The following is a 24,834-nucleotide window of genomic DNA, read 5'->3' as shown; positions in this document are numbered from 1 at the left end:
GTGGCGCACCACCTATCACCACCAACTTCGGGACGGGGCGGCGGGGGTGGTGGAGTGGTTCAAGGGTAGCGGGTTGATTCCATTCCTGAGCCCATTGACCGAGGAGGAGCGGGCGCAGTATCTGCAGCGGTATCTGGCGGAGGTTGCCAAGGCTTATCCGGCCTTGGCTGACGGCTCGGTGCTGTTGCCGTTTCCACGTTTGTTTATTGTTGCGACTCGCTGAATCACGCCTCTAACTTTCTGGAGTTCGCCACGTTATCTCAGGTCGGCGCATCCCTTGAAAGCAATCCGGTCGGTTCCCTCTCCCTCGGGAGAGGGCTAGGGTGAGGGGCCTCTTGATGCATGCAAAACCGATCACCGCTGCACCGCCACCATCATCGTCCTCTGGCATCCTTTCAACTCGTTCACCCTGAACTCGTCGGAAATTTCCCTCTGTTTTCCAGGCTTTTACACGTGGTGCGCCATGGCTGTTTAAAGTCGAATCGCGTTACGTCCCGATGCCTACAAATCCTTGCGCCGCTGCCTACCGGTACGCCAGAATCCGCCTGCTTGTGCGCCTGGAGGGCGGTCGGTAACTTGGTTCGCGTCACTGATTTCCAGTGATCGGGTTTAGCAGCCCGGCCTGGATTGACCAACGGTTGCACATGTACCTTCCAGTCAGGCTTCGCCTGCACTTGATGGTGGCTGTGCGCATGGCACCCTCGGGTGAGCCGGGTTTTGGACTTCCTACCGGTCTGCTAAGGAATACGCAAGCCATCGTGCAGACGTTTGATCATTGCCAGACTCAGCTTGCGCTTGCGGTTCAATACTTCCGAAACATGGCCACTGGTGCCAATAAAGGACTCGAGATCCCGCGGCGTCAAGCCTTGCTGATCCATACGGAATTTGATGGCTTCAATGGGATCAGAGGGCGGCATCGGAAAATGCTGCTCCTCATACTTTTCAATCAGCAGAGCGAGAATTTCCCCAAACGTCAGACATGAAAAAACCGGCGACTGAGAGCCGGTTGGGCAGTAAGAATTTTTTAACCCTGCTGCAAGACCTTCAACGCCGCCGAAGCCAGAAACCCCGATCGGCTTTTCTCCTCAGGATGATGTAACACGTACTCATCAATGCGATTGAGCAAGTGCCCCGGCAGAGTGATGTTGAGCTTCTGTGCTTTGCCCAGGTATTTGACCACGTCGATATCCACTACCGCCCACGCACATCCGGCGTACTGCGGATTGGCGACATGCAGGCTCAATTTGCTGGCCGATGGAATCGGCGCACCGTCGTCTGCCAGAATTTCGAAATGACCTTCGATCGCCTCGCGCGCCATGGCGACAGCGTCATCAAGGTCGTCGCCGGCAGAAAAGCAGCCAGGAATGTCCGGCACTTCAACTCCCCAAGCGTGTTCCTCGTCGCCTATTGAAATCGCAATCGGGTAAAGCATGTTCGTGATCCTCCAAGGCAACGCTGAGAACGGATTCAGAGCATGGCCTGTTGCAAAATACTGATGGCCGTTTTTTTGAGCAGATCCTTTTTTGGATGCGGCACTGTTACCAATCCTGGTTTGGTTGGATGTTTGAAGTGATGATGACTGCCCCGAATACGTACCAGAAACCAACCGTCCGCGACGAGTTGTCCGATTAAAAAACGGCTGTTCACAACACCTCCCTGTGGTGTGCTTGGTGGTTACTATACCTACTGAATTCTACAGATCAATAGACTTGCTACCGTTCAGCCATTGTGGCGTCCGGCGAGGTGGTCAACCCAGTCTAGGCCGCGCGTGTTTGGAGGAACGATGGTTGTGTTGCAGTGTTTTGCGGTGACATTTACGCCGCAAAATGAAAGCAGATCGCTCAGCCAGTCATTGCGACTGATAGAGCGAGCTTACCCGTCGTTTCAACGAAGGAGGGCGACGTTGGTAGCGATCCTTCTCTGGATGATTTTCAGAGTCGCTGGGGTTCTTTTTGGAGCTGAAGGCTTTTCCTTGGAAATTGTCTTTCACCAACTTCCAGACACAAAAAAACCGGCCATCAAGGCCGGCTTTTTCTATTCCTGCATCCCTCGTCGGACAACACAACGCGAGATCAATATTCGGTGGAGCGGGTAGAGGGAATCGAACCCTCATCTAAAGCTTGGGAAGCTTTCGTTCTACCACTAAACTATACCCGCTCAGAGCGGCTGACTTTGTACCAGACTCGGCCACGGATTTGAAGTTTTCTTTTTCTCTGCGAGGGCTTTGCCGCGCAGAAATCGGTCGATCGCGAGCAAGGGCTGCGCCGGTGCAACAGGCACTTCAAGCTTGCAGCCTTGCCCGCGATGACGCTGTTTCAAATGGCCAGGGCATGGTGATCCTGCACAAACGAGTAGCGCGTTCGGCTGGCTTGCGGCGCAGGTTTCAGAAAGCCCAGCAGAGCGTTCTGGCTGTCGCGGCAGGCGGCTTTGTGCTCCATGTCGAGGAAGTGCCCGGTGGCTTGCAGGGTGGTGAAGCTGCTGTGCGCTACGTGATTGCCAAACAGGCGTGCGTCTTCAGCAGCGGTGTATTCGTCCCATTCGCCATTCAGGAACAGCACCGGCACGCTGATCTTTTTCGCCGCATTCAGATAGCACTGGCGATCGCTGTGCAGCACGTCGTTGATGTGAAAGTGCATCTGTCCGTACTCATGCTCGGCGAGGCTGCTGACATGGCGATAGTTGAAGCGCTTGAACAGCGACGGCAGGTGTTTGCCGATGGTGTTGTTGACCAGATGGCCGACCCGGTCGCCGTCGCGGCTGCCGAGGTAATCGACACCACGCTCGAGATAATCGAGCATGTGCGCATTGATCACCGGTGAGAACGAGCTGATCACGGCTTTTTCGATGCGCCGGGGCTGCTGGGCGAGGGCGACCAGAGTGGCGGCGCCGCCCCAGGAGAACGACAGCACGTGTTCGGCGGCGAAGTGATCGATCAGCTCCAGCAAAATCTGCCCTTCGACTTCCTTCGTCAGATGTTTCTCATGCCGGTTGTGGGCTTTTGAGCGGCCCGCGTAGGGCTGGTCATAGCAGACCACGTTGAATTGCGGGTGCAGGTTTTTCACGGTCTGTGCAAACGACGCAGTCGTGGCCATCGAGCCGTTGACCAGAATGATGGTCTTTTCTGCGGCGTCTGCGCGATAGAACTCCGTGTAAACCCGATACTGACCCTGTATATCCAGCACAGCGATTTCTGGCCTCATGTCATAAGACTCCTGGCAAGCAAGCGGGTATGCGCGCAATCGAGATTGCACGAGCTTTGTGACAGGTAGGCATACGCCTGAAATTTGCTGGCCCATGTCGATCCGGTACGGCAGGTCGACGGGTGTTGTTATTGGCGGGCAGATTGCCGGCTGAGGCGCAGCCCTTGAGGGCAGACGACCGACAAAAAGTTTCTTGGAAGTATGTGGTGACTCATCGGTCACATTTCGGCGGACGTCCTGATTCAAGCAGGGGACTCAGGATCACGCAAGTGCCGTCGGCGAATTGTTCGACAACTTCGGCTGAGCGGTCGCCGGCTTAGAACAAATGAATCTCTTCGGTGCGCAAAGCGCGGTATTCGCCCGGTTTTAGCGCGTGATCGAGGGTCAGTTCGCCGATGGATTCGCGGTGCAGGCGCAGGACTTTGTTGTTGAAGAAACCAAACATGCGCTTGACCTGATGGTAGCGGCCTTCAACGATGCTCAGTCGCGCCGAGCGTGGGCCGAGCAGCTCAAGCTGCGCCGGTTGCGTGGTCAGATCTTCGAAAGCGAAGTAGATGCCCTCGGCAAATTTCAGCGCGTAGCTCGGGTCGATGTGCTGTTCGGTTTCGACGTAATAGGCCTTCGCCAGTTTGGTTTGCGGCTGCGTCAGGCGCCGCGACCAGGCGCCGTCATTGGTGATCAGCATCAGCCCGGTGGTATTGAAATCCAGACGTCCGGCGATGTGCAGATCGTCCTTGTGCGGTTCATCGAGCAGGTCGAGCACGGTCGCATGCTGCGGATCGCGGGTGGCACTGACGCAGCCCGGGGGTTTGTGCAGCATGAAATAGCGCGCCGGTTTGCCGCTCTGCAGCACCTCATCGTCGACTTCGACCCGACTGAATTCCAGCACCTCACTGTGCGGGTCGCTGACGACTTTTCCGTCAATCCGCACGCGCTTTTCCACCAGCAACAGGCGAACCTGCTGACGGTTGTAGCGGGGCAGATTGCTGAGGAAGCGGTCGACGCGCATGGTCAGGATTCAACGGACGAAGGGCCGCGCATCTTACGGGATCGGCCGCCGGCCTGCTTGCAGTTGCGCTTCGACCTGTGCGCAGCGCGGGCACAGGCAGGCTTGATTGCGCAGTTCGGCCGGCAGCGCTTCGAGCACCGCCGGGTCGATAGTCACGCCATAGCACCAGCATTCGCGGTCGGCGGTGCGCGGGTCGGCGAGGCTGCAATCGTTGCGCGCACCGCAGGCCGGGCAGTGGTCGGGTTTGACGTCGTTATCAGGCATAGGTCGAGTGCGGCATTTCCATGCAGGTGCGGTTGCGCCCGGTTTGCTTGGCGCGGTACATCGCATGATCGGCCCGGGACAGCAGAGTGTGCAAGGTGTCATCGCGTTGCACGGTGGTGGCGCCGATGCTCACGGTCAGATGCAGGCTGTGGCCATCGTAGGCATATTTGTGTTGTTCGACGTGCTGGCGGATCTTCTCGGCAATTTTCTGCCCGGTCTCACCGTCGGTGTCTTTCAACAGAACGATGAACTCTTCACCGCCCCAGCGGCAGACGATATCGGCGTGACGCAGGCAACTTTGCAGGTCGCGGGCGAAACCGATCAACACCTGATCGCCAGCCATGTGGCCGTAGGTGTCGTTCAAGGCTTTGAAGTGGTCGAGGTCGAGCAACAACGCGGTCAGCGGCTTGGTTTCCCGTTGGGCCTCGTGCAGCGCTTGCGCGGCGAGGATGTCGAAGCCGCGTCGGTTCGGCAGTTCGGTGAGACTGTCGAGGGTGGCGTGCGCCTGAATCTTCGCCTGGAAGCGCTTGATCACTCGATTGAGCAAGGCCAGCACGATCAACGTCACCAGCAGGCAAATCAGCAGATTGAGATACAGCGACTGGCGGATCTCGCTCAGCGCGCCGTCCTCGCGTTTATCGACGAACAGGTACCAGTTCAACTCGGGGATAAACCGCACGTTGAGAAAGTGCCCCTGGCCCTGAGTGGAATATTCGTAGCTGCCGCTGTGCGGCTTGGGCAACTGGCTGACCAGACTTTTCATGCTCTCCAGTTCGCCAAGACTCTGGCCGATGTGCGCGCCTTCCGGGCCACCCTCGGCACCGGTCAATACGAGGCGGCCGAAAGTATCGACGAAGTACACGCTGCGTTGATAGCGCTGTTGATACTTGTCGATCAGCTTGATCACCGCGTCCACGGTCAGGCCCACGCCCGCGGCACCGATGAAGCGGTTGTGGTAGTCGTAGACCTTGTAGTTGATGAAGAACGTCAGGTTGTCCTTGTTGGCCAGATCCGGGTCGACGTTAATCTCGTACGGGTCCTGCATGTCGCGCACGCGGAAGTACCAGGTGTCGCGCGGTTCATCGACTTTGACCTGCTTGAGCACGCCCTTGGCGTGGTAGTAGGTGAGCGTGGCATTGGAAACGAAGAACGCCGTGTAGGCGCCGTAATGGGTCATGACCTCATCGAGATAGCGGGTCATCTGCTCGGGATTCTGCTCGCCGTCGACCACCCAGTCGCGCATGAACGTGTCACGGGACATCATTGAGGAAATCAGGATCGGCCGGACCAGGTCTTTCTGGATTTCCGAATAGACCGTGTCGGAGGTCAGTGGCAGTTCAGTGTTGACGATGTTGTCGCGGATCGACTCGCGGGACGCGAAGTAGCTCAACAGCGAGGTGGCGAGAAAGCCGGCGCCGAGCAGGGCGACGAGGGTGAGCACCAGTGAGCGTTGCGAGTACAAGGGAGAACGAAGCGGCATGGCAGATCCGTTGGCAGTGGCCCGATGGGATGCATTCTAGTGGGATGGTCGGGAAAACACTGCGGGATTTGTGCCTGAAATGGCGGGGGATATGACGTAGCGGTGTGTCAGGGAAATCGCAGCCCCTCACCCCAGCCCTCTCCCGGGGGAGAGGGAGCTGGATTGTGGGTGATGGAAAATCTGTGATCGACTCGGTATCAGCCAATGGCAACCGATGGACAATCGCCTCACCCTGGCCCTCTCCTGGGGGAGAGGGCCAGGGTGAGGGCGAGCTTTCGGATCAGCTCCGGGATGCCAGATACGCCCGCCATCCCCCCAAATGACTGATATCCACCGCACCCTCCAACCCATACGGCTCACAGATAAACCCGCTCTCCCAGCGCCCATCCGCCAGTTGCACCTTGCCCAGTCCCAGCGGCGCCGGAATCCCGGTGAGAAACGAGCCCAATTCGCTGCTCGGCAATTCCCACACTTCCACGGCAATCGCCACGCCGGCGTCCTTGACCCGCACCATCCCCGGCCGCAATGGCGGGCCGCCGGCGAGGGCGTGCAGTCGATAGTCCGGCGAACTGAACGTGGTTTCCAGCGAGCGCCCGCCGCGCTGGGTCAGTTGCCAGTTCAACGCCAGCCCTTGCAGATGCGCGCCACACACCACCAATCGAGCGCGGTCATTGCGCGCAGGGTTTGCCGGAACTGGCAGGGCGCTGTCCTGCTGGCGCTGCAAGGCATCGGCCACGCTCAACAGATACTGATCGGTAAATACCCGCCCGAACAACGTCACGCCCCACGGCAAACCATTGCCCATGAACGCGGTCGGCACGGCGACGGCGGCGTAGTCGAGCAGGTTCATGAAGTTGGTGTAATAACCGAGTTCGGAATTGCGCAGCACCGGCTCGGCCTCAAGCTCGGCCAGGGTCACCGGACGGCCGATGGTCGGTGTCAGCACGCAGTCGAGATTTTCCAGGGCCTCGTCGCAGAGGGCCTTCAGCGCCTGCAATCGATATTGCGCGCGGAAGGTCTGCACGCCAGTCACTGCCGGAGCCTTGGCCAGCACCGCTCGGATCACCGGCAGCACCGCTTCGGGATTCTGCTCCAGCAGCTCACCGGCGACGCTGTAACGCTCGGCGACCCACGGCCCGTCGTAGAGCAGGCGCGCTGCTTCGAGAAATGGCGACAGGTTCAGTTCGACCGCTTCGCCACCCAGAGCCTTGAGCCGTTCGATGGCCGCTGCGAACAACTGTGGCCCCTCGTTGCAGCCGAAAAATTCAAGGTCCTGCGCCCGTGGCACGCCGAAGCGAAACGGCCGTGGCGCGCCGAATGCCGAGCCGTCGTTCCATGCCGGGTTGCCTCGGCTGTACTCATCGCGAGGATCGTGTTTGGCCGTCAACGCCAGCAACTGACTGGCCTCACGGGCGGTCGCGGTGAAGGTGGTTACGCAGTCCAGCGTGCGGCACGCCGGCAGCACGCCAGCGGTGGAAATCAGGCCTTTGCTCGCCTTCAAACCCACCAGATTATTCAGCGCCGCCGGCACTCGCCCGGAACCGGCGGTGTCAGTGCCCAAGGCAAAACTGGCCAGGCCCAGCGCCACCGCCAGTGACGAGCCGGCGCTGGAGCCGCCGGACGGATATTCGGGCAATACGCTGTTCGGGCACGCACCATAAGGCGAGCGGCTGCCATTGAGGCCGGTGGCGAACTGATCGAGATTGGTCTTGCCCAGCGGGATCGCCCCCAGCGCCAACAGTTGCTCGACGATGGTCGCCGACTGCTGCGGCACATAGGCAAACGCCGGGCACGCGGCTGTGGTGGGAATGCCGGCCAGATCGATGTTGTCCTTGATCGCGAATGGCACGCCATATAGCGGCAGGCTGTCGAGGTCACGACCGTCGAGGGCGGCCAGATACGGCTCCAGTTCATCGACGCTGAGCAGGTGGATGAACAGGTGATAGTCGGGATTCAGCGCAGCGGCTTTTTCGCGCAATTGCAGCAGCAGTTGGCGCGGTGTGGTGTCGCCATTGCGATAGGCCTGGCGCAGTGCATCGAGTTGCAGATTCATCGGTTGATCCTTATAAAAAATGGCTTCAGTCGAGTTCCAGCACCACCACCCGTTGTCCGGCGCGCACCGCCGAACCGGGTTGCACGCGGATCTCTCGCACCACGCCGGCCAGCGGCGCGAGCACAGGGATTTCCATCTTCATCGACTCGAGAATCACCAGCACATCGCCCGCCGCGACACGCTGACCAGCCTCGACCTGCACCTGCCAGAGATTGCCGGCGATGTGGCTGTCAACGCTGTGTTCACCGCTTTGCAGCGGTGCTTCTTCGCTGGCGTCAGGCACGGCTTCTTCGCTGTCGAAATGCGCCTGGCCGCTGGCGATCCAGCGCTCGCGTTCAGCCTTGAACGCGCCCTGTTGCTGCGCACGGAAAGCGCTGATGCCCTCGGCTTCCTTACAGAGAAATGCCTGATAGTCGGCGAGGTTGAGCTGGCTGTGTTCGATGTTCAGATCAAAGCGCCCCAGCGGGAAATCACGGCGGATACGCAGCAGTTCTTCGGCGCTGACCGGGTAGAAGCGGATCTGATCGAAGAAGCGCAGCAGCCACGGTTTGCCATCGAACGCGGCGACTTCGCGATAGCGATTCCACATCTGCAGAGTGCGCCCGACAAACTGATAACCGCCCGGGCCTTCCATGCCGTACACGCACATGTAGGCGCCGCCGATGCCCACCGAATTTTCGGCGGTCCAGGTGCGTGCAGGGTTGTACTTGGTGGTCACCAGACGATGACGCGGGTCGAGCGGCGTGGCCACCGGCGCGCCGAGGTAAACGTCGCCAAGGCCCATCACCAGATAACTCGCATCGAACACCGTGCGCTGCACTTCGTCGAGATTCGGCAGGTCGTTGATGCGCCGGATGAACTCCAGATTGCTCGGGCACCACGGCGCGTCCTTGCGCACGGTGGTCATGTATTTCTCGATCGCCAACTGACAGGCCGGGTCGTCCCACGACAGCGGCAAGTGCACGATGCGCGACGGCACTTGCAAGTCCTTGGCGGCGCACACCGCGTCCCATTCGCCGGCGATGATGCCGAGCAGATCGGCCAGCGGCAGTTGCTCGGGCTGGTAGTGCACTTGCAGCGAGCGAATGCCCGGGGTGAGGTCGATCACCCCATGCAGGGCTTGGCTTTCCAGCGCCTGCATCAGCGCGTGGGCGCGAAAGCGCAGGACCAGATCGAGCTCCGGCGCGCCGATTTCCAGCAGTAAATGAGTGTCGCCAGAAACCCGTGCAACCAGTCGCTGATCGCCTTGGCCCAACGCCAACACCACAGGCGACACCAAACCCTGTGGGAGCGAGCCTGCTCGCGAAGAGGCCGTGTCAGTCAATATCGATTTGTCTTTGCCGACGCTTTCGCGAGCAGGCTCGCTCCCACAGGGGGCATCCCATTTCAGGGCGAGATCGCGGGCGGTGTTGAGGTCGACGGGAATGAACTGAATTTTATCGCCCGCCTTGAGCTGTCCCAGCTGCCACAGGTCCGCCTCGATCACCGTCACCGGGCAGACAAACCCACCCAGGCTCGGGCCATCCGGGCCGAGGATCACCGGCATGTCCCCGGTGAAATCCACCGCGCCAATCGCATACGGATTGTCATGGATGTTCGACGGGTGCAGACCCGCTTCACCGCCATCCTCACGCACCCACTCAGGCTTCGGTCCGATCAGGCGCACGCCGGTGCGGCTGGAGTTGAAATGCACTTCCCACTGGGTCGCGAAGAATGTGGCGATGTAGTTTTCGCTGAAGTATTCCGGCGCGCCGTGCGGGCCGTAGATCACCCGTATCTGGCGCACGCTCGGCAGCGCCGTGATGTGCTGTTCGGCCAGTTGCTGGCCGACGCTGCGCTCGGTCAATGCCGGCACATGCAACACGTCACCGGCCCTCAACGCGCGACCGCCATGCCCGCCGAACTGGCCGAGAGTGAAGGTACTTTTGCTGCCCAGATAATCCGGCACCTGCAAGCCGCCGCGCAGGCACAGATAACTGCGCGCGCCGGCGCCGCTGATGCTGCCCAGTTGCAACGTCGCGCCGGCCGGGATCAGCAGCGCGGTGTTCATCGGCACCGGTTCAGCGTCAAGGGTCAAGGCAATCGGCGCGCCGGTCACCGCGACCACCGCGTCACAATTGAAGCGCAGGATCGGCCCGCTCATGGTGATCTCCAGTGCGGCGGCGCCTTGTTCATTGCCGAGCAGACGATTGCCCAGGCGCAGCGCTCGGCTGTCCATCGGCCCCGAGGGTGGCACGCCGACGGCCCAATAGCCGAGGCGTCCGGGATAGTCCTGCACGCTGGTCTGCGTGCCGGCGCTGAGCACTTCGAAGGTGTTGGCGTGATACAGCAGATTTTCCAGACAACGGGTCCACGGCTGGCCGCTGGCGAATGGAGCATCGAGCAGAATCTGCCGCAGATAGTCGCGGTTGGTTTCCACGCCGTACAACAGGCTATCGCCCAATGCCTGATGGAGTTCGGCGCGAGCCTGTTCGCGAGTCGGCGCCCACGCGATGAGCTTGGCAATCATCGGATCGAAATACGGCGGGATTTCCACGCCGGCCTCGACCCAGGTGTCGATACGCAACTCAACGCCGTTGGCGGGCGGAAATTGCACACCGGTCAGCAGGCCCGGGCTCGGCTGGAAATCACGCCCCGGATCTTCCGCGTACAGACGTGCCTGAATCGCATGGCCCTGCGGTTCCAGGCCTTGATACAACTCGTTCAGCGGCGGCAGATCACCAGCGGCCAGCTCGATCATCCAGCGCACCAGATCCACGTCCCACACCTGTTCGGTAACGCCGTGCTCGACCTGCAAGCGCGTGTTCACTTCGAGAAAATAGAAGCGCTGGGCTTCGCTGTCGAAGACGAATTCGACGGTGCCGGCGCTGCGGTAATTCACCGCTTGCGCCAGTTTGATCGCCGCTGCGCACAGCTCATCGGCCATGCCTTCGGGCAGGTTCGGCGCCGGGGTTTCTTCGAGGACTTTCTGGTTGCGCCGCTGCACCGAACAGTCGCGCACGCCGAGAGCGACGACTTCACCGCAGCCGTCGCCGAACACCTGCACTTCCAGATGCCGCGCGCGTTCGATGTACTTTTCGATGAACACGCCGGCGTCGCTGAAGTTGTTCTGGCCGAGGCGTTTCACCGCTTCGAATGATTCGCTCAATTCACTGGCGCTGCGGCACACGCGCATGCCGATGCCACCGCCGCCAGCGGTGCTTTTCAGCATCACCGGGTAGCCGACCTGTTCGGCGGCGCTCAGCGCGCAATCGAGGCTGTCGAGCAGGTCGGTGCCTTCGAGCATGGGTACGCCGTGCCGTCTGGCCAACGCGCGAGCAGTGTGCTTGAGGCCGAACACCCGCAATTGCTCCGGCGTCGGCCCGATGAAGGCGATGCCCTGCGCTTCGCAGGCTTCGGCGAACGCTGCGTTTTCCGAGAGAAATCCGTAGCCGGGATGAATGGCGGTGGCGCCGCTTTGTTTGGCGATAGCGAGGATTTTATCGACGGCCAGATACGTCGCGGACGCCGCGCCTTCGCCGAGGCTGTGCGCTTCAGCGGCCTGGGAGATGTGCAGGCTGGCAGCATCGGCTTCTGAGTACACGGCGACGCCTTGGGCCTTCAGCACATTGATCGTGCGCAGGATGCGACAGGCAATCGCGCCACGGTTGGCGATCAGGATTTTTTCGAACATGGCATAACCCCTGAAGGGGGAGCGGGCCGTCCCGCTGTTTTTCGACAGACATCCGGGCCGTCCCGGATGGAAAAAACACACTTCACTCAAACCCACCACAACCCCCCTGTGGGAGCGAGCCTGCTCGCGAAGGCGGTGGATCAGCCACATCAATGCTGAATGACACGGCGCATTCGCGAGCAGGCTCGCTCCCACAGCGTTCAGGGTTGTCTGGTGGATTTCAGGCACTGCCCGGAACGCGCCTGGCACAGGGCAAAGAGCCAACGGCGTAAACGGCTGATGGTCAATTCCATACCAGCAACTCCGCCGGGGTCGGGTTGTAGGCATTGCACGGGTTGTTCAACTGCGGGCAGTTGGAAATCAGCACGATGACGTCCATCTCCGCGCGCAAATCAACGTACTTGCCCGGCGCGGAAATACCGTCCTCGAAGGTCAGCCCGCCATCCGCCGTCACTGGCACGTTCATGAAGAAATTGATGTTCGGCCCGATGTCGCTCTTGCTCAATCGACCGTCGTGGGCGCAGGCGCGCAGGTAGTTGTCGCGGCAGCTGTGCATGTAGCGTTTTTCCAGGGCGTAGCGCACGGTGTTGCTCTCTTGCGCGCAGGCGCCGCCGAGGGTGTCGTGGCGCCCGCAGGTGTCGGCAACGATGGTCAGCATCGGCTGGCCGAGGTTGGAATACAGCACGCTGCCGGTGCTCAGGTAGACGCTGTTCTGCCGGCGCAAGGTGCGTTGCACGTCGTAGCGTTCCTTGGGGTTGGCGAGGCTGTAAAACAAAGTGTCGACGGCCTGATTGCCTTCCAGATCGAGGATGCGCAGGGTCTGCCCGGCCTTGACCTCCATCAGCCAGGGCTCGCCGGCGGGAATGGTCGCGCGGTAGATCGCGCTGTCGGCTTGCTTGTGCGAAGTGGCGATTGCGAGTGACATGGCTGCGATCCTCAGGCGAACAAACGGTCGGTGTTGATGAAGCCGCGCTCGTTTTCCGGGCGCGAAGTGCGGCAGTGTTCGGCGACGCTGGCGTCGGCGTTCATCCAGCTCAGCTTCAAGGGTTTCGGGGCGTATTCGGGGGACGGGTCCATCGGATGTTGCAGGGCGGTGAGCACCACCAGGGTGTCCATCGGCGCATACAACTCGATGTAGTCACCGGCCTTCGAGTTGCCTTCGACGAAGTGGAAACGCCCGGCCTCATCGACGTTCACGCGGCTGAACAGATTCAGGGTCATCAGCAGGTCGGACAGGCCCAGGCCCCACTTGCCGAGCTCCACCAGCAGGTTGTCGGTGCCATTGCGAAAGAAGCCGTTGCGCAGTTCCTGGTAGCGGCCCTGGCCGTATTTTTCGGCGACTTCTTGCGCGCAGAGCACGCCGCCGAGGCTGTCGCTCCAGCCGCAGGTGTCGGCGGTGATCGCGGCGAGCACGCGGCCCATGTCCGAGTACAGGCAGTGGCCGGCAGTGAGCTTGGCGGTGTGTTGGCATTTGAGGCTGTCGGGCAGGTTCAATCGCTCGGTTTTTTCATTGGCATTGAGCAAGGTCAGGCTGACGTTAGCGCCACCGCGCAGGTCGGTCAGGCGCAGCAATTGGCCGCGCTTGAGCACGAACGAACGGTGGCCGCCGCCCGGCAGCATTTCTTCAGCGAAGGGTGGGAATAGTTGGATTGAATCAGTCATTGGAGCAGTCCTCTCAAGCAGTGCGAAGGGTGCCCGCCAGCGGCAGCGGCAGGGCCTCGACGGCGGCGCGCTGGGCGCGGCGGTCGCTGTTCAACGGGATGTCGTAGGTGATGCGGGCGCCATAGGCGCCGGGGGCGTGCGGGTCGAGGCGCACCTTGTCGAACACCAGCAGGCGCGTGCCGAGGCTGAAGCCCTCGGACAGGTCGTGGGTGACCATGAACACCGTCAGTTGCGTCTCGCGCCACAGCTCCAGCAGCAGCGCGTGCATGTCCTTGCGGATGCCCGGATCAAGCGCGCCGAAGGGCTCATCGAGCAACAACACGCGCGGCTTCATGATCAGCGCCTGAGCGATGGCCAAGCGTTGCTGCATGCCGCCGGACAGCTGTGCCGGGTACTTGTCCAGCGCATGGCCGAGGCCGACTTTTGTCAGCAGTGCTGCCGCCTGCTCGCGCGCTTCGCGTTTGGCGTTGCCGAACAGCCGGCCAAGCAAGGGCGCGCGCGGCAATTCGAGACCGAGGGCGACGTTGTCGAGCACGCTCAGGTGCGGGAACACCGAGTAGCGTTGAAAGACCACGCCACGGCTGGCATCCGGCTCGCTGGCCAAGGGCTGGCCGTCGAGCAGAATCTCCCCGCGACTGGCGCTTTCCTGGCCGAGCAGCAGGCGCAGGAAGGTCGATTTGCCGCAACCGGAGGCGCCGACCAAGGTGCAGAACTCGCCTTCGTTGACGCTCAGGTTCAAGCCTTCCAGAACCACTTGATCGGCGTATTGCTGCCAGACGTTTTTTACTGTGATGAAGCTCATTTCGCCGCACCCTCGTACCAAGGGAAAGCGCGCTGGGTCAGCTGTTTCAAGCCCCAGTCCATCAGCCAGGCGAGCAGGGTGATCCACACCACGTAGGGCAGGATCACATCCATCGCCAGGTAGCGCCGCACCAGAAAGATCCGGTAGCCGAGGCCATCGGTGGAGGCGATCGCTTCGGCGGCAATCAGGAACAGCCACGCCGAACCGAGCATCAAGCGCAGCGAGATCAGCAAGCGCGGCAACAGCTGCGGCAAGACCACGCGCAGCATCAGCGTCCAGGTCGAGGCGCCGAGGGTCTGCGCCTTGATCAGCAGTTCGACCGGAATGTCACGGGCCCGCTGTTCCAGATCCCGAGCCAGCGCCGGGGTGATGCCAATCACGATCAGCATGACTTTCGATAACTCGCCCAAGCCGAAGACGATGAACAGAATCGGCAGGATCGCCAGCGGTGGCACCATCGACAGCACCGTCAGCATCGGCGACAACGGCGCGCCGAACAGCGGCAGGGTGCCCGCCGCTGTACCGAGGCAAAGACCCGCCAGCGCCGCGATGCCGAGGCCGATGGCCAAACGGCGCAGACTCGACGCGGTGTCTTGCCACAACAGATATTCACCGGTGCGGCTGTCGGCGTTGAAGGCCAGGCGTTTTACCGCGTCGCTCATCTGCACGGCGCTGGGCAGCAGTTTGTCGTTGGGGTTGTCCGCCAGGCGCTCGGCCGAGCCTGTGAAGTAGGCGAACAGCACCAGCGCGAACGGCAGGATCACCAGCAACAGGCGACTCGGGCGATCGGGGTGGCGATTGATCAGGCGCATGGCCAAATCCTCCGTGGCTTACAGCTTGGCGTCGGCGGCCATCTGCACGTAGGTCGGATCGAAACGCAGCTTGAGGTTGGCGGTGTCGCCGCTGGTCACGCCGTTGGCGAAGGACATGCCCACCGCGCTCGGGTCTTTCGCGCCTTCGCCGAGCAGGCCGTGCTCGAAGGAGAACTCAGCGACCTTGCGCATGGTGTCCGGCAGTTGTTTGCTGGTGGCGAAATTCAGCGCTTCGCTTGGCGTGGCGAACAGTTTTGTGGTGTCCAGTTGCGCCTGGAACCCTGCCAGATCGGTGCCAGAGGCCTTGGCCATGTGTTCCAGCGCAGCTTTGCTCGCAGCATTTTTTGCGTCCATCAAAGCGACCACTTCGAACCACGCGCCGGTCAGCGCTTTACCGAGCGCCGGGTTGTCTTTGAGGGTGGCGCTGTTGACCACCATCATGTCCATGATCTCGCCGGGAATCTGGCTGGAATTGAACACTTCGGTGACGCCGGGTTTGGCTTTGATATCCGAGAGCATCGGGTTCCAGGTGGTCACGGCGTTGACGTCGTCGGTGTTGAATGCGGCGGCAATGTCGGCGTCGGAGGTGTTGACCACCTTCAGGTCTTTCTCGGTCAGGTCCACCGAGTCCAGCGCGCGAGCCAGCAGGTAATGGGAGACCGACAGCTCGACCAGATTGACGTCCATGCCTTTCAGATCAGCGACTTTTTTACCTTCGCCTTTGAGCACGATGCCGTCGTTGCCGTTGGAGAAGTCGCTGACGATCAACGCGGTGCTGTCGACGCCACCGGCAGCGGGAATGGTCAGCGCATCCATGTTGGTCATGGTGCAGCCGTCGAACTGGCCGGCGGTGTACTGGTTGATTGATTCGACGTAGTCGTTGAGCTGCACGACGTCGATCTTGATCCCGTATTTCTTCGCCCATTTGTCGACGATGCCCTGGCTGCCGGCGTATTCCCATGGCATCCAGCCGGCGTAGATCGTCCAGCACACGCTGAAGTGGTCTTTCTGGGCGGCGGAAGATTGCGTACTGATGAGCGCGGCGAAGGCGGCGGCGAGCAGGGCGGGGAAACGTAGTCGGATCATTGCGGATTCTCCAGTTGATCGAGGGCGGACAGGAAGGCAACGCGGCACCGCGAACGGTGGCTTGTCTCCCGGGCTTTTGTCCCGCCGTGTAACCTCAACTGGAGGTCGCCAACTCTCGGACCAGCCACTCGCGATTGCGAGCCGGAACCCTAGTCAGCCATTGCAAATTGTGGTGCCGCGAACCTGTGATGACTCCTGCACGGGTTTGCTAAAGCGAGAGGCGTGCCAAGTCGGGCCGAGGCCTCTGCGGCGGGGATGTGCTGGATTGCCGAGGTGAGCGGGGCGAGCGACAGCGCATCGTGGTGGTGCGCGGTTGCACCGTCATGCAGCGCGTTTACGCATCACTGGTCGCTGATTTTGCGGATAAACAAGATTTCATAATCACTTGTTTCAACTTGTTGCAGGAACGCACCAGATTCCGAAACCGCTGTCTGATTCTTCGACAGTCAGCAATTGCTGACGGTCGCCTGCCAGCGTCGCTGGTGTGGCCAACCCGCGGTCCAGGAGGCCGCCATGTATCGCCGAATCGTACTGCTTGCCGTGATGCTTTTTTCCCTTGGCGGATGCGTTCCTTATTCCTATGGAGACAGCTACTACAGGTCAGAGGTCTACACATCACCCGCACCGGCCTATTACAGCGGTGGCGGCTCCTATTACCGCAGCGGCGGCACTTATTACACTCAGCCGCGCTACTACCAGCCAGCGCCGCGTTACTACCAGCAACCGCGGTATTACCAGGCGCCGCGGCACTATCAACCGGCCCCGCGTCATTACGAAAGCCGTCGCTGGCACGGCAATGATCGCGGACGCTGGGACGGCCACCGTCGCGGCGGTTGGGACAATGACCACCGGGGTCGAGGCAACTATGATCGTCACAGCGGTCGCCGTGACTACAACGGCCGTGGTAACCGCTGGTAACTGACCGTAAATAAAAAAGCGGCGCATGATGCGCCGCTTTTTTTTGCCCGTCGAAAAGTCCTTCCGTGGGCCATCTCCCAAGGCAATCCCGGAAGCGTCCTACAGTTTCATTTTGTGGTGTTTGGTAGCGTTCGTGGATGCCGAACGAGGCGAGCAATCCTCAGCTCGATAGCGGCGAAAAATGGACGTTCAGCGCTATGAAGCTACTGGTTATTCATCAAAATTTTCCCGGTCAGTTCCGTCATGTGGTGCTGGCAGCGCTGGAGCGCGGTGATGAGGTTGTGGCGATAGGTCGGGACACGGCACCGGGCGTCGCCGGTGTGCAAATCCATCGATATCGAGCGACCAGCCGAGCGCCCGGCAATATTCACCCCTATCTGATCCGCTATGAACAAGCGGTGATCGACGGTCAGAAGGTTTTTGAAATCCTGGGCAGGCTGAAGCGTTCGGGTTATCAGCCAGATGTCATTCTTGCTCATCCCGGATGGGGGGAGACGCTGTTTGCCAAGGATGTCTATGCCGATACGCCGCTGATTCACTATTGCGAGTATTACTATCGAGCGCAGGGCGCCGATTGCGGGTTCGACCCTGAATTCCGGCGAGCCGCGAGGGAGTCGTCACGGCTGCGCGTGCTCAACTCGCTGCATCTGTTGAATCTTCAACAATGTGATATCGCAATCGCGCCTACGCAGTGGCAGCGCAGCCTGTTTCCGGCCGCTTACCGGTCGGCGATTCGGGTCATTCACGAAGGTGTGATTCAACGTTCAGACCCGGCGAAAGTCGGGGCAGTCAGATTGCCCAATGGAATCGAGCTCAAAGCCGGACAGCCGATCGTTACCTATGTCGCCAGAAACCTTGAGCCTTATCGCGGCTTTCACAGTTTCATGCGAGCGATCCCGCTTATTCAGGCCGAGTGCCCCGATGCGCAGATCATCGTGGTTGGCGGTGATGGTGTCAGTTATGGGAGTAAGCCGGTCGGGTACCCGGATTGGCGCAGCAGGATGGAGGCGGAGGTCAGTTTCGATCACTCCAGAGTGCATTTCACAGGGAAACTTCCTTACCAGACTTACCGCGCGGTTCTCGCATGTTCCAAAGTCCATGTTTACTTGACGTATCCGTTTGTCTTGTCGTGGTCGTTACTGGAGGCGATGGCGTCTGGTTGTGTGGTTGTTGCGTCGGATACGGCTCCGGTAAGGGAAGTCATTGTCGATGGGGCTAATGGCGTGTTGGTGGATTTCTTCGACCATCAAGGAATTGCCAGAAGTGTCAGCAAGGTTTTGAAGTCGGCAGGTGAGTTCGATGGTCTTGCCAGCGCCGCGAAGTTGACGGCAGGTCGGTTCAGTGTGGAATCGGGCGTGAGCCAATATTTTGAGATTTTTGCAAGCGCGATATCCGGGCATAACGACATACCAACCGTTCCGCCGTTCGAGCGGGAGGTTTGAAATGTCCAGGAAGTCGCGTAAGCAGGCGATCAAGTGGTTTAAAAGGTTATCGAAGTATGGATTGTTCTTTTATGTCTGTTATTGCGTAGCGGAATTTTATATTCGCAAAGAACAATCTGCCGAGTCGGCGGCTATTCACCATGCAAACGAGAAAGCTTGCCAGAACAAGCTGGCGAGCATGAAGCAAGTGCCGATATTAGGCGGCGCCTATATAGATAAGACGCTAGTCCCTGAGTTTTACGTTGGCATGCCTGAGATGGTGAACAAGAAAGCGTGTCTGGCGATTGCTCTGAAGGGCCTTTTCTGGTGGACCGGGACGGGGCTGCATCGGCACCAGAATCAGCGCCTGGAACCGATCCCCGAAAGCTGGCGGCTCTATAAATTGAATGCCGGGCTTTTTACCAGGAAGGAAACTACCGAGCCCCATGAACGGGGTTATCGGCACGTCAACTGGCCGGATGAGTTGATTGTGAAACTTAAGAATTATCCGGGGCTGGAAGTTTGGCTGAATGCTCCGCCACCGCATTTCAAGAATGTGTCATCCGTACGAAATTTTGTCATTGCAGGTTGGCCGCGGCGAGACGGAACCCCTCGGCTGATCAAGTGTGACGGCTTGATTCGCCCGGCTTCCGAAGAGCAACTGACTGACAAAAAGCTGGCAGGTTTTGGTAGGGCTGAATTGGAGAATCTGGATTTCGGCAAGCTGAATTTCTTCTGCACGGTCAATCTGGATAACTTCGACTTCGCTGGAGGGCACGGTAGTGTAGGTCTTGGTCTGTCGTCATTACGCGAAGCACCTGAGATGCTCAAGTATCTCAGTGATTATCTTTCACGCTCTGTTATTACAAGGAAGTAACAATGAGTTATGTTTTTAACGATATGGAAAAATCCGAAATTTTCAATGCGGCAAATAGTTGCAAAGGCATGACATTAAATTCTGAGGGTGTGGAGTACATTGCATTGGAATTAGCAGGGGCAAGCTGCGCCCCCCTGTACCAAAAGCTATTCGACATTATTGGTGAAAAAGTTTCTGACGTTGCAGCTGCCGATAAAGAGGCTGGAGACGTGCTGAAAAGCGCCAGACTCTGGCTTGCCGTGGCCATTGATGCCAACGGTGGAAACGGTGCCTACTCTGCCCTGATTCGTGGTTACACCTCCCGCCAGGGTGAACTGAGACTGAATACAATTTTCAGTGAAGACCTGATGCAGCTTTCATCCAACCAGGTTGCCGTCAACTTCATCAATACCCTGATCAACGGATCCCTTGCCGGTCAACTGGCACCCTGGACCGTGCCGTCAATCAGCCAGATCGCAGAAATCGACGCCAGCGCGATTGGCGAGGCCCTGTTCAAGGAGGTTTGCGGGGAGGACGACACCGCCGTGAAACGTAACTCTGGTTGGTCTGGAACAGTCGGATTCAGCCTGTTGGGCGGTAAACCTCCCTATGAAACGTGGAGACTGGTCTCTGCGGGCGACCCGGATGCGGAAGATGGCGGCCCACCCATCCAGGCAAAGCCCAACCGGCTCGACGACTATAAAAACATTCTCTTCGCCATCGACGCCTACAGCGTCGGCCTGCAAGCGGCGATCAGCAATTTCGGCATCAATCCACTGCAAAGTCTGCTCTCGGTCGTACCCGAGCAAATCAACATCGCGCTGGCCAGTGGCAGTGTGAATCCGCTGATTCAGCATGTAGTCAAAGGCACGCCTGTTGCCGCCGTGGTCGAGCTGATATTGCGCTACGGCCAGAACGAATTTCTCGACATGTTCAAGCGCACGTACGACGGCGATTCTGCTGCCATACCCACCACCAACGACACCTTCGCCAGCAACGCTTACGCGTTCTTCTCGGCATTTTCCCCAGAGCAGTCGCAAAGCATCGTCACCCGGACAATAAGCGAGTTCGGCAATGCCAATGCATGGGCGAAACTGGCAGGCGAGGCGACGCCGCTCGGTCTGGCGTTGCGCAACTCTTTGCAGCAACTCAGTGAAGTCGTCATAGAACGAGCCGACGGTTATCCCGATCGCAACCTCGAGCTTTACGATCCGCACACTGGCGAAGGCTTTATCACCGCGCAGTGGCTGGCGGATCGAGCGCAAATGCTGGCGCGGTTGATTGCCCGAACCCAAGGCTCGTTTGGAGAACACTCGCTGCAGCAGTTTTCCTACTCCGATCTCGCCTCAGGCAAACAGGCGCCGATGACCACCGGAGTGCTGAACCCGCTGGCCATGTTCGGTGATGACGGTGGGCGATCTTTCGCCGGCGGCGCAAATGCCGATCATCTGTATGGCGGCGTGGGCAATGACTCGATCCATGGGATGGCCGGTCACGATGTTATTGAAGGTGGTCGCGGCAATGACTCGCTTACCGGAGGTGACGGCAATGATGAGTTGTACGGGATGGCCGGTGACGATGTTCTGCTCGGAGGAAAGGGTAACGACTCCTTGATTGGGGGCGAAGGCAACGACCGTTATGAATTCGCCAGCGGCGATGGCATCGACGAGATTCTTGATGCCAACGCCGATGGGCAACTGCGGATCAACGGCGCGCCGATTCCCCATCTCAAACGCCGCGCGCCTCTGAGCAATATCTGGTCTACCGAGGATCGGTCCATCACCCTGGCGCTTGTTGAAAACACCCTCAACATCAAATACGGCCAGGGCGATCTGGTGGTGATCAAAAACTTCCAGCCCGGGATGCTTGGCATCCGCCTCCCTGAATATGAGGGGCAGCCGCTCACTGCTGCGGCTTTGACGCTTCAGGGCGACTGGAAAGCCAAAGACACAGATCCGAGTGTCCCCGGCGATCAGCCCTCCTTTGATGAACTGGGCAACGTGGTGCTGCTGCCCCAGGTAAAACAGCGCAACAAGGCCGACGTACTTTACGGTTCCGCCGCAGACGACGTCATTCTCGGCTTGGGTGGTTCTGATCGATTGTTCGGCAAGGCTGGAGACGATCGGTTATTCGGCGACAAGCAGACGACGCTCGAAAAAGCTATGGCCGACGGTGACGCCAAGGGCAAGGCAAGTCGCGGAGACTGGCTCGACGGCGGGCAAGGTGACGATTTGCTTATCGGTACGGCATCCCGAGATGTTCTGCTCGGTGGTAATGACCGGGATACCTTGATCGGCGGTGCTGGCGACGATGTGTTATCCGGAGACGAAACCACCGGTGCACTGGAACAAGGTTGGGCGGTCAAACGCGCTGACGTCCCCATAGCTCGCGGTGTAACCAGTCACCGAGCGGTCTATTCTAAGGCCTCGATAAACAGTGCGCCCGAGGGCGGTGACGACGTGCTGTACGGGCAGGGCGGCAAGGACATTATCAACGGCGGCTGGGGTGAGGACCTGCTTGACGGCGGAGCTGACGACGATTTTCTCAAAGGCGATCAAGGTGACGACACCCTGACCGGTGGCAGCGGCAACGACGTAATGCTCGGCGACAACCTCGATTGGGGCGGTGGGCTACCCAGCAAACACCATGGCAACGATGTGCTGGACGGCGGTAGCGGTGATGACCGGCTCGCCGGTAACGGTGGCAGCGACGCGCTGTATGGCGGCCCTGGCAACGACATTTTGCAGGGTGATGACGGCGTACTGGACGGCGTCGAAGGCGATGCCGCGCATTTTTTTGGCGATGATCTGCTGGACGGTGGCTCCGGCGATGACACGCTCTGGGGCGGCGGTGGCGATGATTTGCTCTTCGGCGGCGAAGGTAATGACGATCTGATCGGCGATAGCCCTGAGCATCCGGTTCGCTATCACGGCAACGACTTTCTCGATGGCGGCGCGGGGGATGACACCCTGCGCGGCATGGGCGGCGCGGATACGCTGGCGGGTGGCGCAGGGGCGGATTTTCTCGATGGCGATGTGTCTGACCTGCAGCCGGGCGGAAGCAACAATGACGTGCTTCAGGGCGGCGAAGGAAACGATACGTTACAGGGTGGTTTCGGTGCCGACACGCTGTACGGCGGCGCGGGTGACGACATTCTTGCCGGCGATTACGAAAACAGCGCTGAGGCCGAGCAGAATGCCGATTATCTGCACGGTGGCTCAGGTAACGACACGCTGCTCGGAGGCGGTGGCAACGACACCCTGCTGGGCGGGGAAGGGACGGACTACCTTCGCGGTGATTCCGGTGACAACGTGTTTGATGGCGGTCCCGGTGCTGACGTGCTGGATGGCATGGATGGCGCCGACATCTACTATTTCGGCGCTGGCGACGGCCTGGATATCGTCACCGATGCCGGCGGCCGCAACATCATCAGGTTCGGTGCAGGGTTTTGCGCGCAAAGTCTGAAGGCCGACGTTATCGAAGTTTCCGTCGGTACGGTGTTGCGACTGGCCAATGGCACAGGCGACGCGATACTCATCAAGAATCACGAGAAGTGGAAGGATTCCACATTCAGTTTCAGCGACGGCGTGGTACTTGATTACGCAGATGTCCTGCGCAAAACATTGCCACCGATAGAGACGGCCGAATCACCCGTACCAGAACTTGTCACCGCCCCGGCAACCCCTGAAAGCAAAGTTGCGGATCCGGTTAAGCCAGATGATGTGACCGCTGCGGCGCAAGGCCCGGTGGCGTCTGTTCAAGCGGTCAACTGGACCGATGAGTTCCTCGCGCAAATCCAGTCAAAACGCTCTGCCCGCAAACACGCCACAGGTTTTACCTTGAATGAGCAAGGCGTCTGGGTGCGCAGTCATGTCACCACCAGCGACACCGGTTACACCACTCACACCGAGCTGAGCGAGGACAGCGTCGACGCAGTAACACTGTCTGAAACGCCGCCATGGATGAAGGCTGATGCAGGGCACGCTGTGGTCAGTGAAAGGCAGTCGACAACCACAACCCGTGTCGAACATAAACCGGTGAAAGCCGAGGGAGCAATCGCCTCCTCAAGTCAGGCGCCTCGCTATTATCGATCCGGCTCGGCCAACGGGTTTTCCTTCAATACGGGCGACGTATTGGTTGAAGACCGAAAGGAATCCGGCGCGCTTGAAGGCTGGTACGTCTATCCGGCGGCAAGCTTCAGTTCGGGCGCAACAGTGCCCAAGGCGTTTCGCTGGGATGTCACAACTGAAACGATCAAACGCAAAATCGTCCATGGCGACGATGCCGGCGGGCGAGTCAACGTTGAAGTGGAAAACGTTTTCCACGGCGGCGCGGGTGATGATCTGATCGTCGCTTATGCAGGCTCCCCACTTGACTATGGCACTGTCGGCGACAGAACACCGGGCGCGTTTTTATCCGCAGGTGCAGGTGACGATACCTTGCTCGGCTCCGAGGGCGCCGACTATCTGCTCAGCGGCTCGGGTGATGACTGGCTCTACGGCGAAGACGGCGCCGACACTTACATCGTGCAAGCGCATGCCGGGGCGACAACCACGATTGCGGACGTGCTCAACCCTGTTTTCCACCGAGCAGAAGTTGGCGTAGCGGGGTGGAAAGACGAGTACGGATTGATCGATCAGGACACGGTCGTTCTTCCAGCAGATGCGCAGCGCGATGCACTGCAATTGAGCTGGGGTGCTGCGCTGATAGAGACCACCCATGTCGAGCTGGAGCCCAACCCGGATCGCGCGGCTTACCGCAACCCGCCGAGAGCGAAAATGCTTCATCCGACACTCGATATCCAATGGGGCGGGACACAGAAAGTCCGCATCGTCTTGCCCCATAACGGTGAACTTGAGGGCGCCGGTATTGAGCTCGTCAAGTTCGCCGATGGCTCGGTCGCAAGTTTGAGGCAGCTCCTGGAATCAAGTCAGCTGGGACCTGCGCCCGAGACTTTTCGTACGGGTGTCATCGTCAACCATCCCACCCTTTCAACTTCCTTGCGAGACGGACGAGCGCTGCCACTCGTGGGCGGTCGTGGCAACGACACGATAAGCGGCGCGGGGGAGATCCGAGGCATGCAAGGGGATGACGTGCTCACCGGCAGCCTCGGTGACGACCTGCTGCTGGGTGGGCCGGGCAATGACACGCTAACCGGCGGCGCGGGAAATGATCTCTACCGATACGATGGCCTCGGCAGAGACGTGATCATCAACAACGGAGGCGGACAGGATGGAATCGATTTTTCCGAACGCAGGCTGACGATCGACAACCTGAGGTTTCATCGTGAGCGCGATGATCTGGTGATTGTGGTGGATTACGGAATGGCGCCGAAAATCCGGGTTTCCAGTCATTTTGCCGCTGGTGAAAGCGCTATTGGCTTCATAAGAGTCAGCGAAGGAACAGCGATTCAAGACTACAGCGCGACGCAGATTGCCGAGCGTCTGCATCCTCTTCCGCCATTAAGGGATGTCGAGGATATTTTGATAAAGGGCGACGATGAAGCGCAGCGGGCCATCAAGGAAATCATTGAGTTCTACGAACTGAATGTCTGACAGGATGACCGATTGAGCCGGCCCGTGATGGCAATCCAGTCGC

The 24,834-nt window shown here is 59.7% G+C and carries 17 protein-coding genes, 1 tRNA gene, 2 pseudogenes and 1 riboswitch; of the genes and pseudogenes, 5 read left to right on the top strand and 15 right to left on the bottom strand.

Features of this window, described 5'->3' with window-relative positions:
• Window positions 1-223: pseudogene (locus tag D8U61_RS08750) on the top strand (trans-aconitate 2-methyltransferase); the annotation flags it as partial.
• A 514-nt stretch (window positions 224-737) separates the two neighbouring features.
• On the opposite strand, the pseudogene D8U61_RS08745 reads toward D8U61_RS08750, so the two are convergent.
• From D8U61_RS08745 to D8U61_RS08675, 15 genes and pseudogenes are all read right to left on the bottom strand, one after another.
• Window positions 738-965: pseudogene (locus tag D8U61_RS08745) on the bottom strand (transcriptional regulator); the annotation flags it as partial.
• 59 nt (window positions 966-1,024) lie between these two features.
• The gene (locus D8U61_RS08740; protein ID WP_024011974.1) at window positions 1,025-1,432 is read right to left on the bottom strand and encodes a type II toxin-antitoxin system HicB family antitoxin; all 408 of its coding nucleotides are present in this window, start codon (window positions 1,430-1,432) and stop codon (window positions 1,025-1,027) included.
• 35 nt (window positions 1,433-1,467) lie between these two features.
• Window positions 1,468-1,647 (bottom strand): type II toxin-antitoxin system HicA family toxin, encoded by a 180-nt coding sequence (locus tag D8U61_RS08735; protein WP_016771297.1) that lies wholly within the window; start codon window positions 1,645-1,647, stop codon window positions 1,468-1,470.
• Window positions 1,648-2,083: 436 nt separating this feature from the next.
• A tRNA-Gly gene (locus tag D8U61_RS08730) sits at window positions 2,084-2,157 on the bottom strand.
• A 158-nt stretch (window positions 2,158-2,315) separates the two neighbouring features.
• The gene (locus D8U61_RS08725) at window positions 2,316-3,200 is read right to left on the bottom strand and encodes an alpha/beta hydrolase (protein WP_016771295.1); all 885 of its coding nucleotides are present in this window, start codon (window positions 3,198-3,200) and stop codon (window positions 2,316-2,318) included.
• A 316-nt stretch (window positions 3,201-3,516) separates the two neighbouring features.
• Window positions 3,517-4,209: a pseudouridine synthase gene (locus D8U61_RS08720; protein WP_130926767.1), complete on the bottom strand. Its 693-nt coding sequence runs from the start codon at window positions 4,207-4,209 to the stop codon at window positions 3,517-3,519.
• A gap of 33 nt (window positions 4,210-4,242) precedes the next feature.
• A complete protein-coding gene (locus D8U61_RS08715; RefSeq protein ID WP_016771293.1) occupies window positions 4,243-4,473 on the bottom strand; it encodes a cysteine-rich CWC family protein in 231 nt (76 codons plus the stop codon).
• On the bottom strand, window positions 4,466-5,953 hold the full coding sequence (locus tag D8U61_RS08710) for a sensor domain-containing diguanylate cyclase (protein WP_130903207.1): 1,488 nt from the start codon (window positions 5,951-5,953) through the stop codon (window positions 4,466-4,468). Before D8U61_RS08710 ends, D8U61_RS08715 begins: the two co-directional genes overlap by 8 nt.
• A gap of 280 nt (window positions 5,954-6,233) precedes the next feature.
• On the bottom strand, window positions 6,234-8,006 hold the full coding sequence (gene atzF, locus D8U61_RS08705; protein ID WP_130926766.1) for an allophanate hydrolase: 1,773 nt from the start codon (window positions 8,004-8,006) through the stop codon (window positions 6,234-6,236).
• A 25-nt stretch (window positions 8,007-8,031) separates the two neighbouring features.
• On the bottom strand, window positions 8,032-11,679 hold the full coding sequence (gene uca / locus D8U61_RS08700; RefSeq protein ID WP_130926765.1) for an urea carboxylase: 3,648 nt from the start codon (window positions 11,677-11,679) through the stop codon (window positions 8,032-8,034).
• Window positions 11,680-11,962: 283 nt separating this feature from the next.
• Window positions 11,963-12,604, bottom strand: coding sequence for an urea amidolyase associated protein UAAP2 (locus D8U61_RS08695; RefSeq protein ID WP_016771291.1), 642 nt, complete (start codon window positions 12,602-12,604; stop codon window positions 11,963-11,965).
• 11 nt (window positions 12,605-12,615) lie between these two features.
• The gene (locus tag D8U61_RS08690; protein WP_016771290.1) at window positions 12,616-13,341 is read right to left on the bottom strand and encodes an urea amidolyase associated protein UAAP1; all 726 of its coding nucleotides are present in this window, start codon (window positions 13,339-13,341) and stop codon (window positions 12,616-12,618) included.
• 13 nt (window positions 13,342-13,354) lie between these two features.
• Complete coding sequence (locus tag D8U61_RS08685) at window positions 13,355-14,143, bottom strand: ABC transporter ATP-binding protein (RefSeq protein WP_125925287.1); 789 nt, start codon at window positions 14,141-14,143, stop codon at window positions 13,355-13,357.
• Entirely contained in the window at window positions 14,140-14,955 is an 816-nt protein-coding gene (locus D8U61_RS08680; protein WP_130926764.1) for an ABC transporter permease subunit, read from the bottom strand. The genes D8U61_RS08685 and D8U61_RS08680 overlap by 4 nt, the downstream gene beginning before the upstream one ends.
• Window positions 14,956-14,973: 18 nt before the next feature.
• Complete coding sequence (locus D8U61_RS08675; RefSeq protein ID WP_130926763.1) at window positions 14,974-16,041, bottom strand: putative urea ABC transporter substrate-binding protein; 1,068 nt, start codon at window positions 16,039-16,041, stop codon at window positions 14,974-14,976.
• Window positions 16,042-16,104: 63 nt separating this feature from the next.
• Window positions 16,105-16,205: riboswitch (guanidine-I (ykkC/yxkD leader) on the bottom strand.
• Between the two features lie 349 nt (window positions 16,206-16,554).
• Here D8U61_RS08675 and D8U61_RS08665 point away from each other — a divergent pair.
• The 4 genes from D8U61_RS08665 to D8U61_RS08650 all read left to right on the top strand — a co-directional run bounded on the left by D8U61_RS08665 (window position 16,555) and on the right by D8U61_RS08650 (window position 24,791).
• On the top strand, window positions 16,555-16,959 hold the full coding sequence (locus tag D8U61_RS08665; protein ID WP_016771286.1) for a hypothetical protein: 405 nt from the start codon (window positions 16,555-16,557) through the stop codon (window positions 16,957-16,959).
• 137 nt (window positions 16,960-17,096) lie between these two features.
• Complete coding sequence (locus tag D8U61_RS08660; RefSeq protein WP_241663608.1) at window positions 17,097-18,401, top strand: glycosyltransferase family 4 protein; 1,305 nt, start codon at window positions 17,097-17,099, stop codon at window positions 18,399-18,401.
• Window position 18,402: 1 nt separating this feature from the next.
• Window positions 18,403-19,257 (top strand): hypothetical protein, encoded by an 855-nt coding sequence (locus D8U61_RS08655; RefSeq protein WP_130926762.1) that lies wholly within the window; start codon window positions 18,403-18,405, stop codon window positions 19,255-19,257.
• Between the two features lie 2 nt (window positions 19,258-19,259).
• A complete protein-coding gene (locus D8U61_RS08650) occupies window positions 19,260-24,791 on the top strand; it encodes a calcium-binding protein (protein ID WP_130926761.1) in 5,532 nt (1,843 codons plus the stop codon).
• Window positions 24,792-24,834: the final 43 nt, after the last annotated feature.

The sequence above is a fragment of the Pseudomonas sp. Sample_14 genome (genome assembly GCF_004307515.1).
GTDB classification, from domain to species: Bacteria; Pseudomonadota; Gammaproteobacteria; order Pseudomonadales; family Pseudomonadaceae; genus Aquipseudomonas; species Aquipseudomonas atacamensis.
The sequence above is the reverse complement of the archived record's forward strand: the minus strand, read 5'-3'. Positions and strand labels throughout refer to the sequence as shown.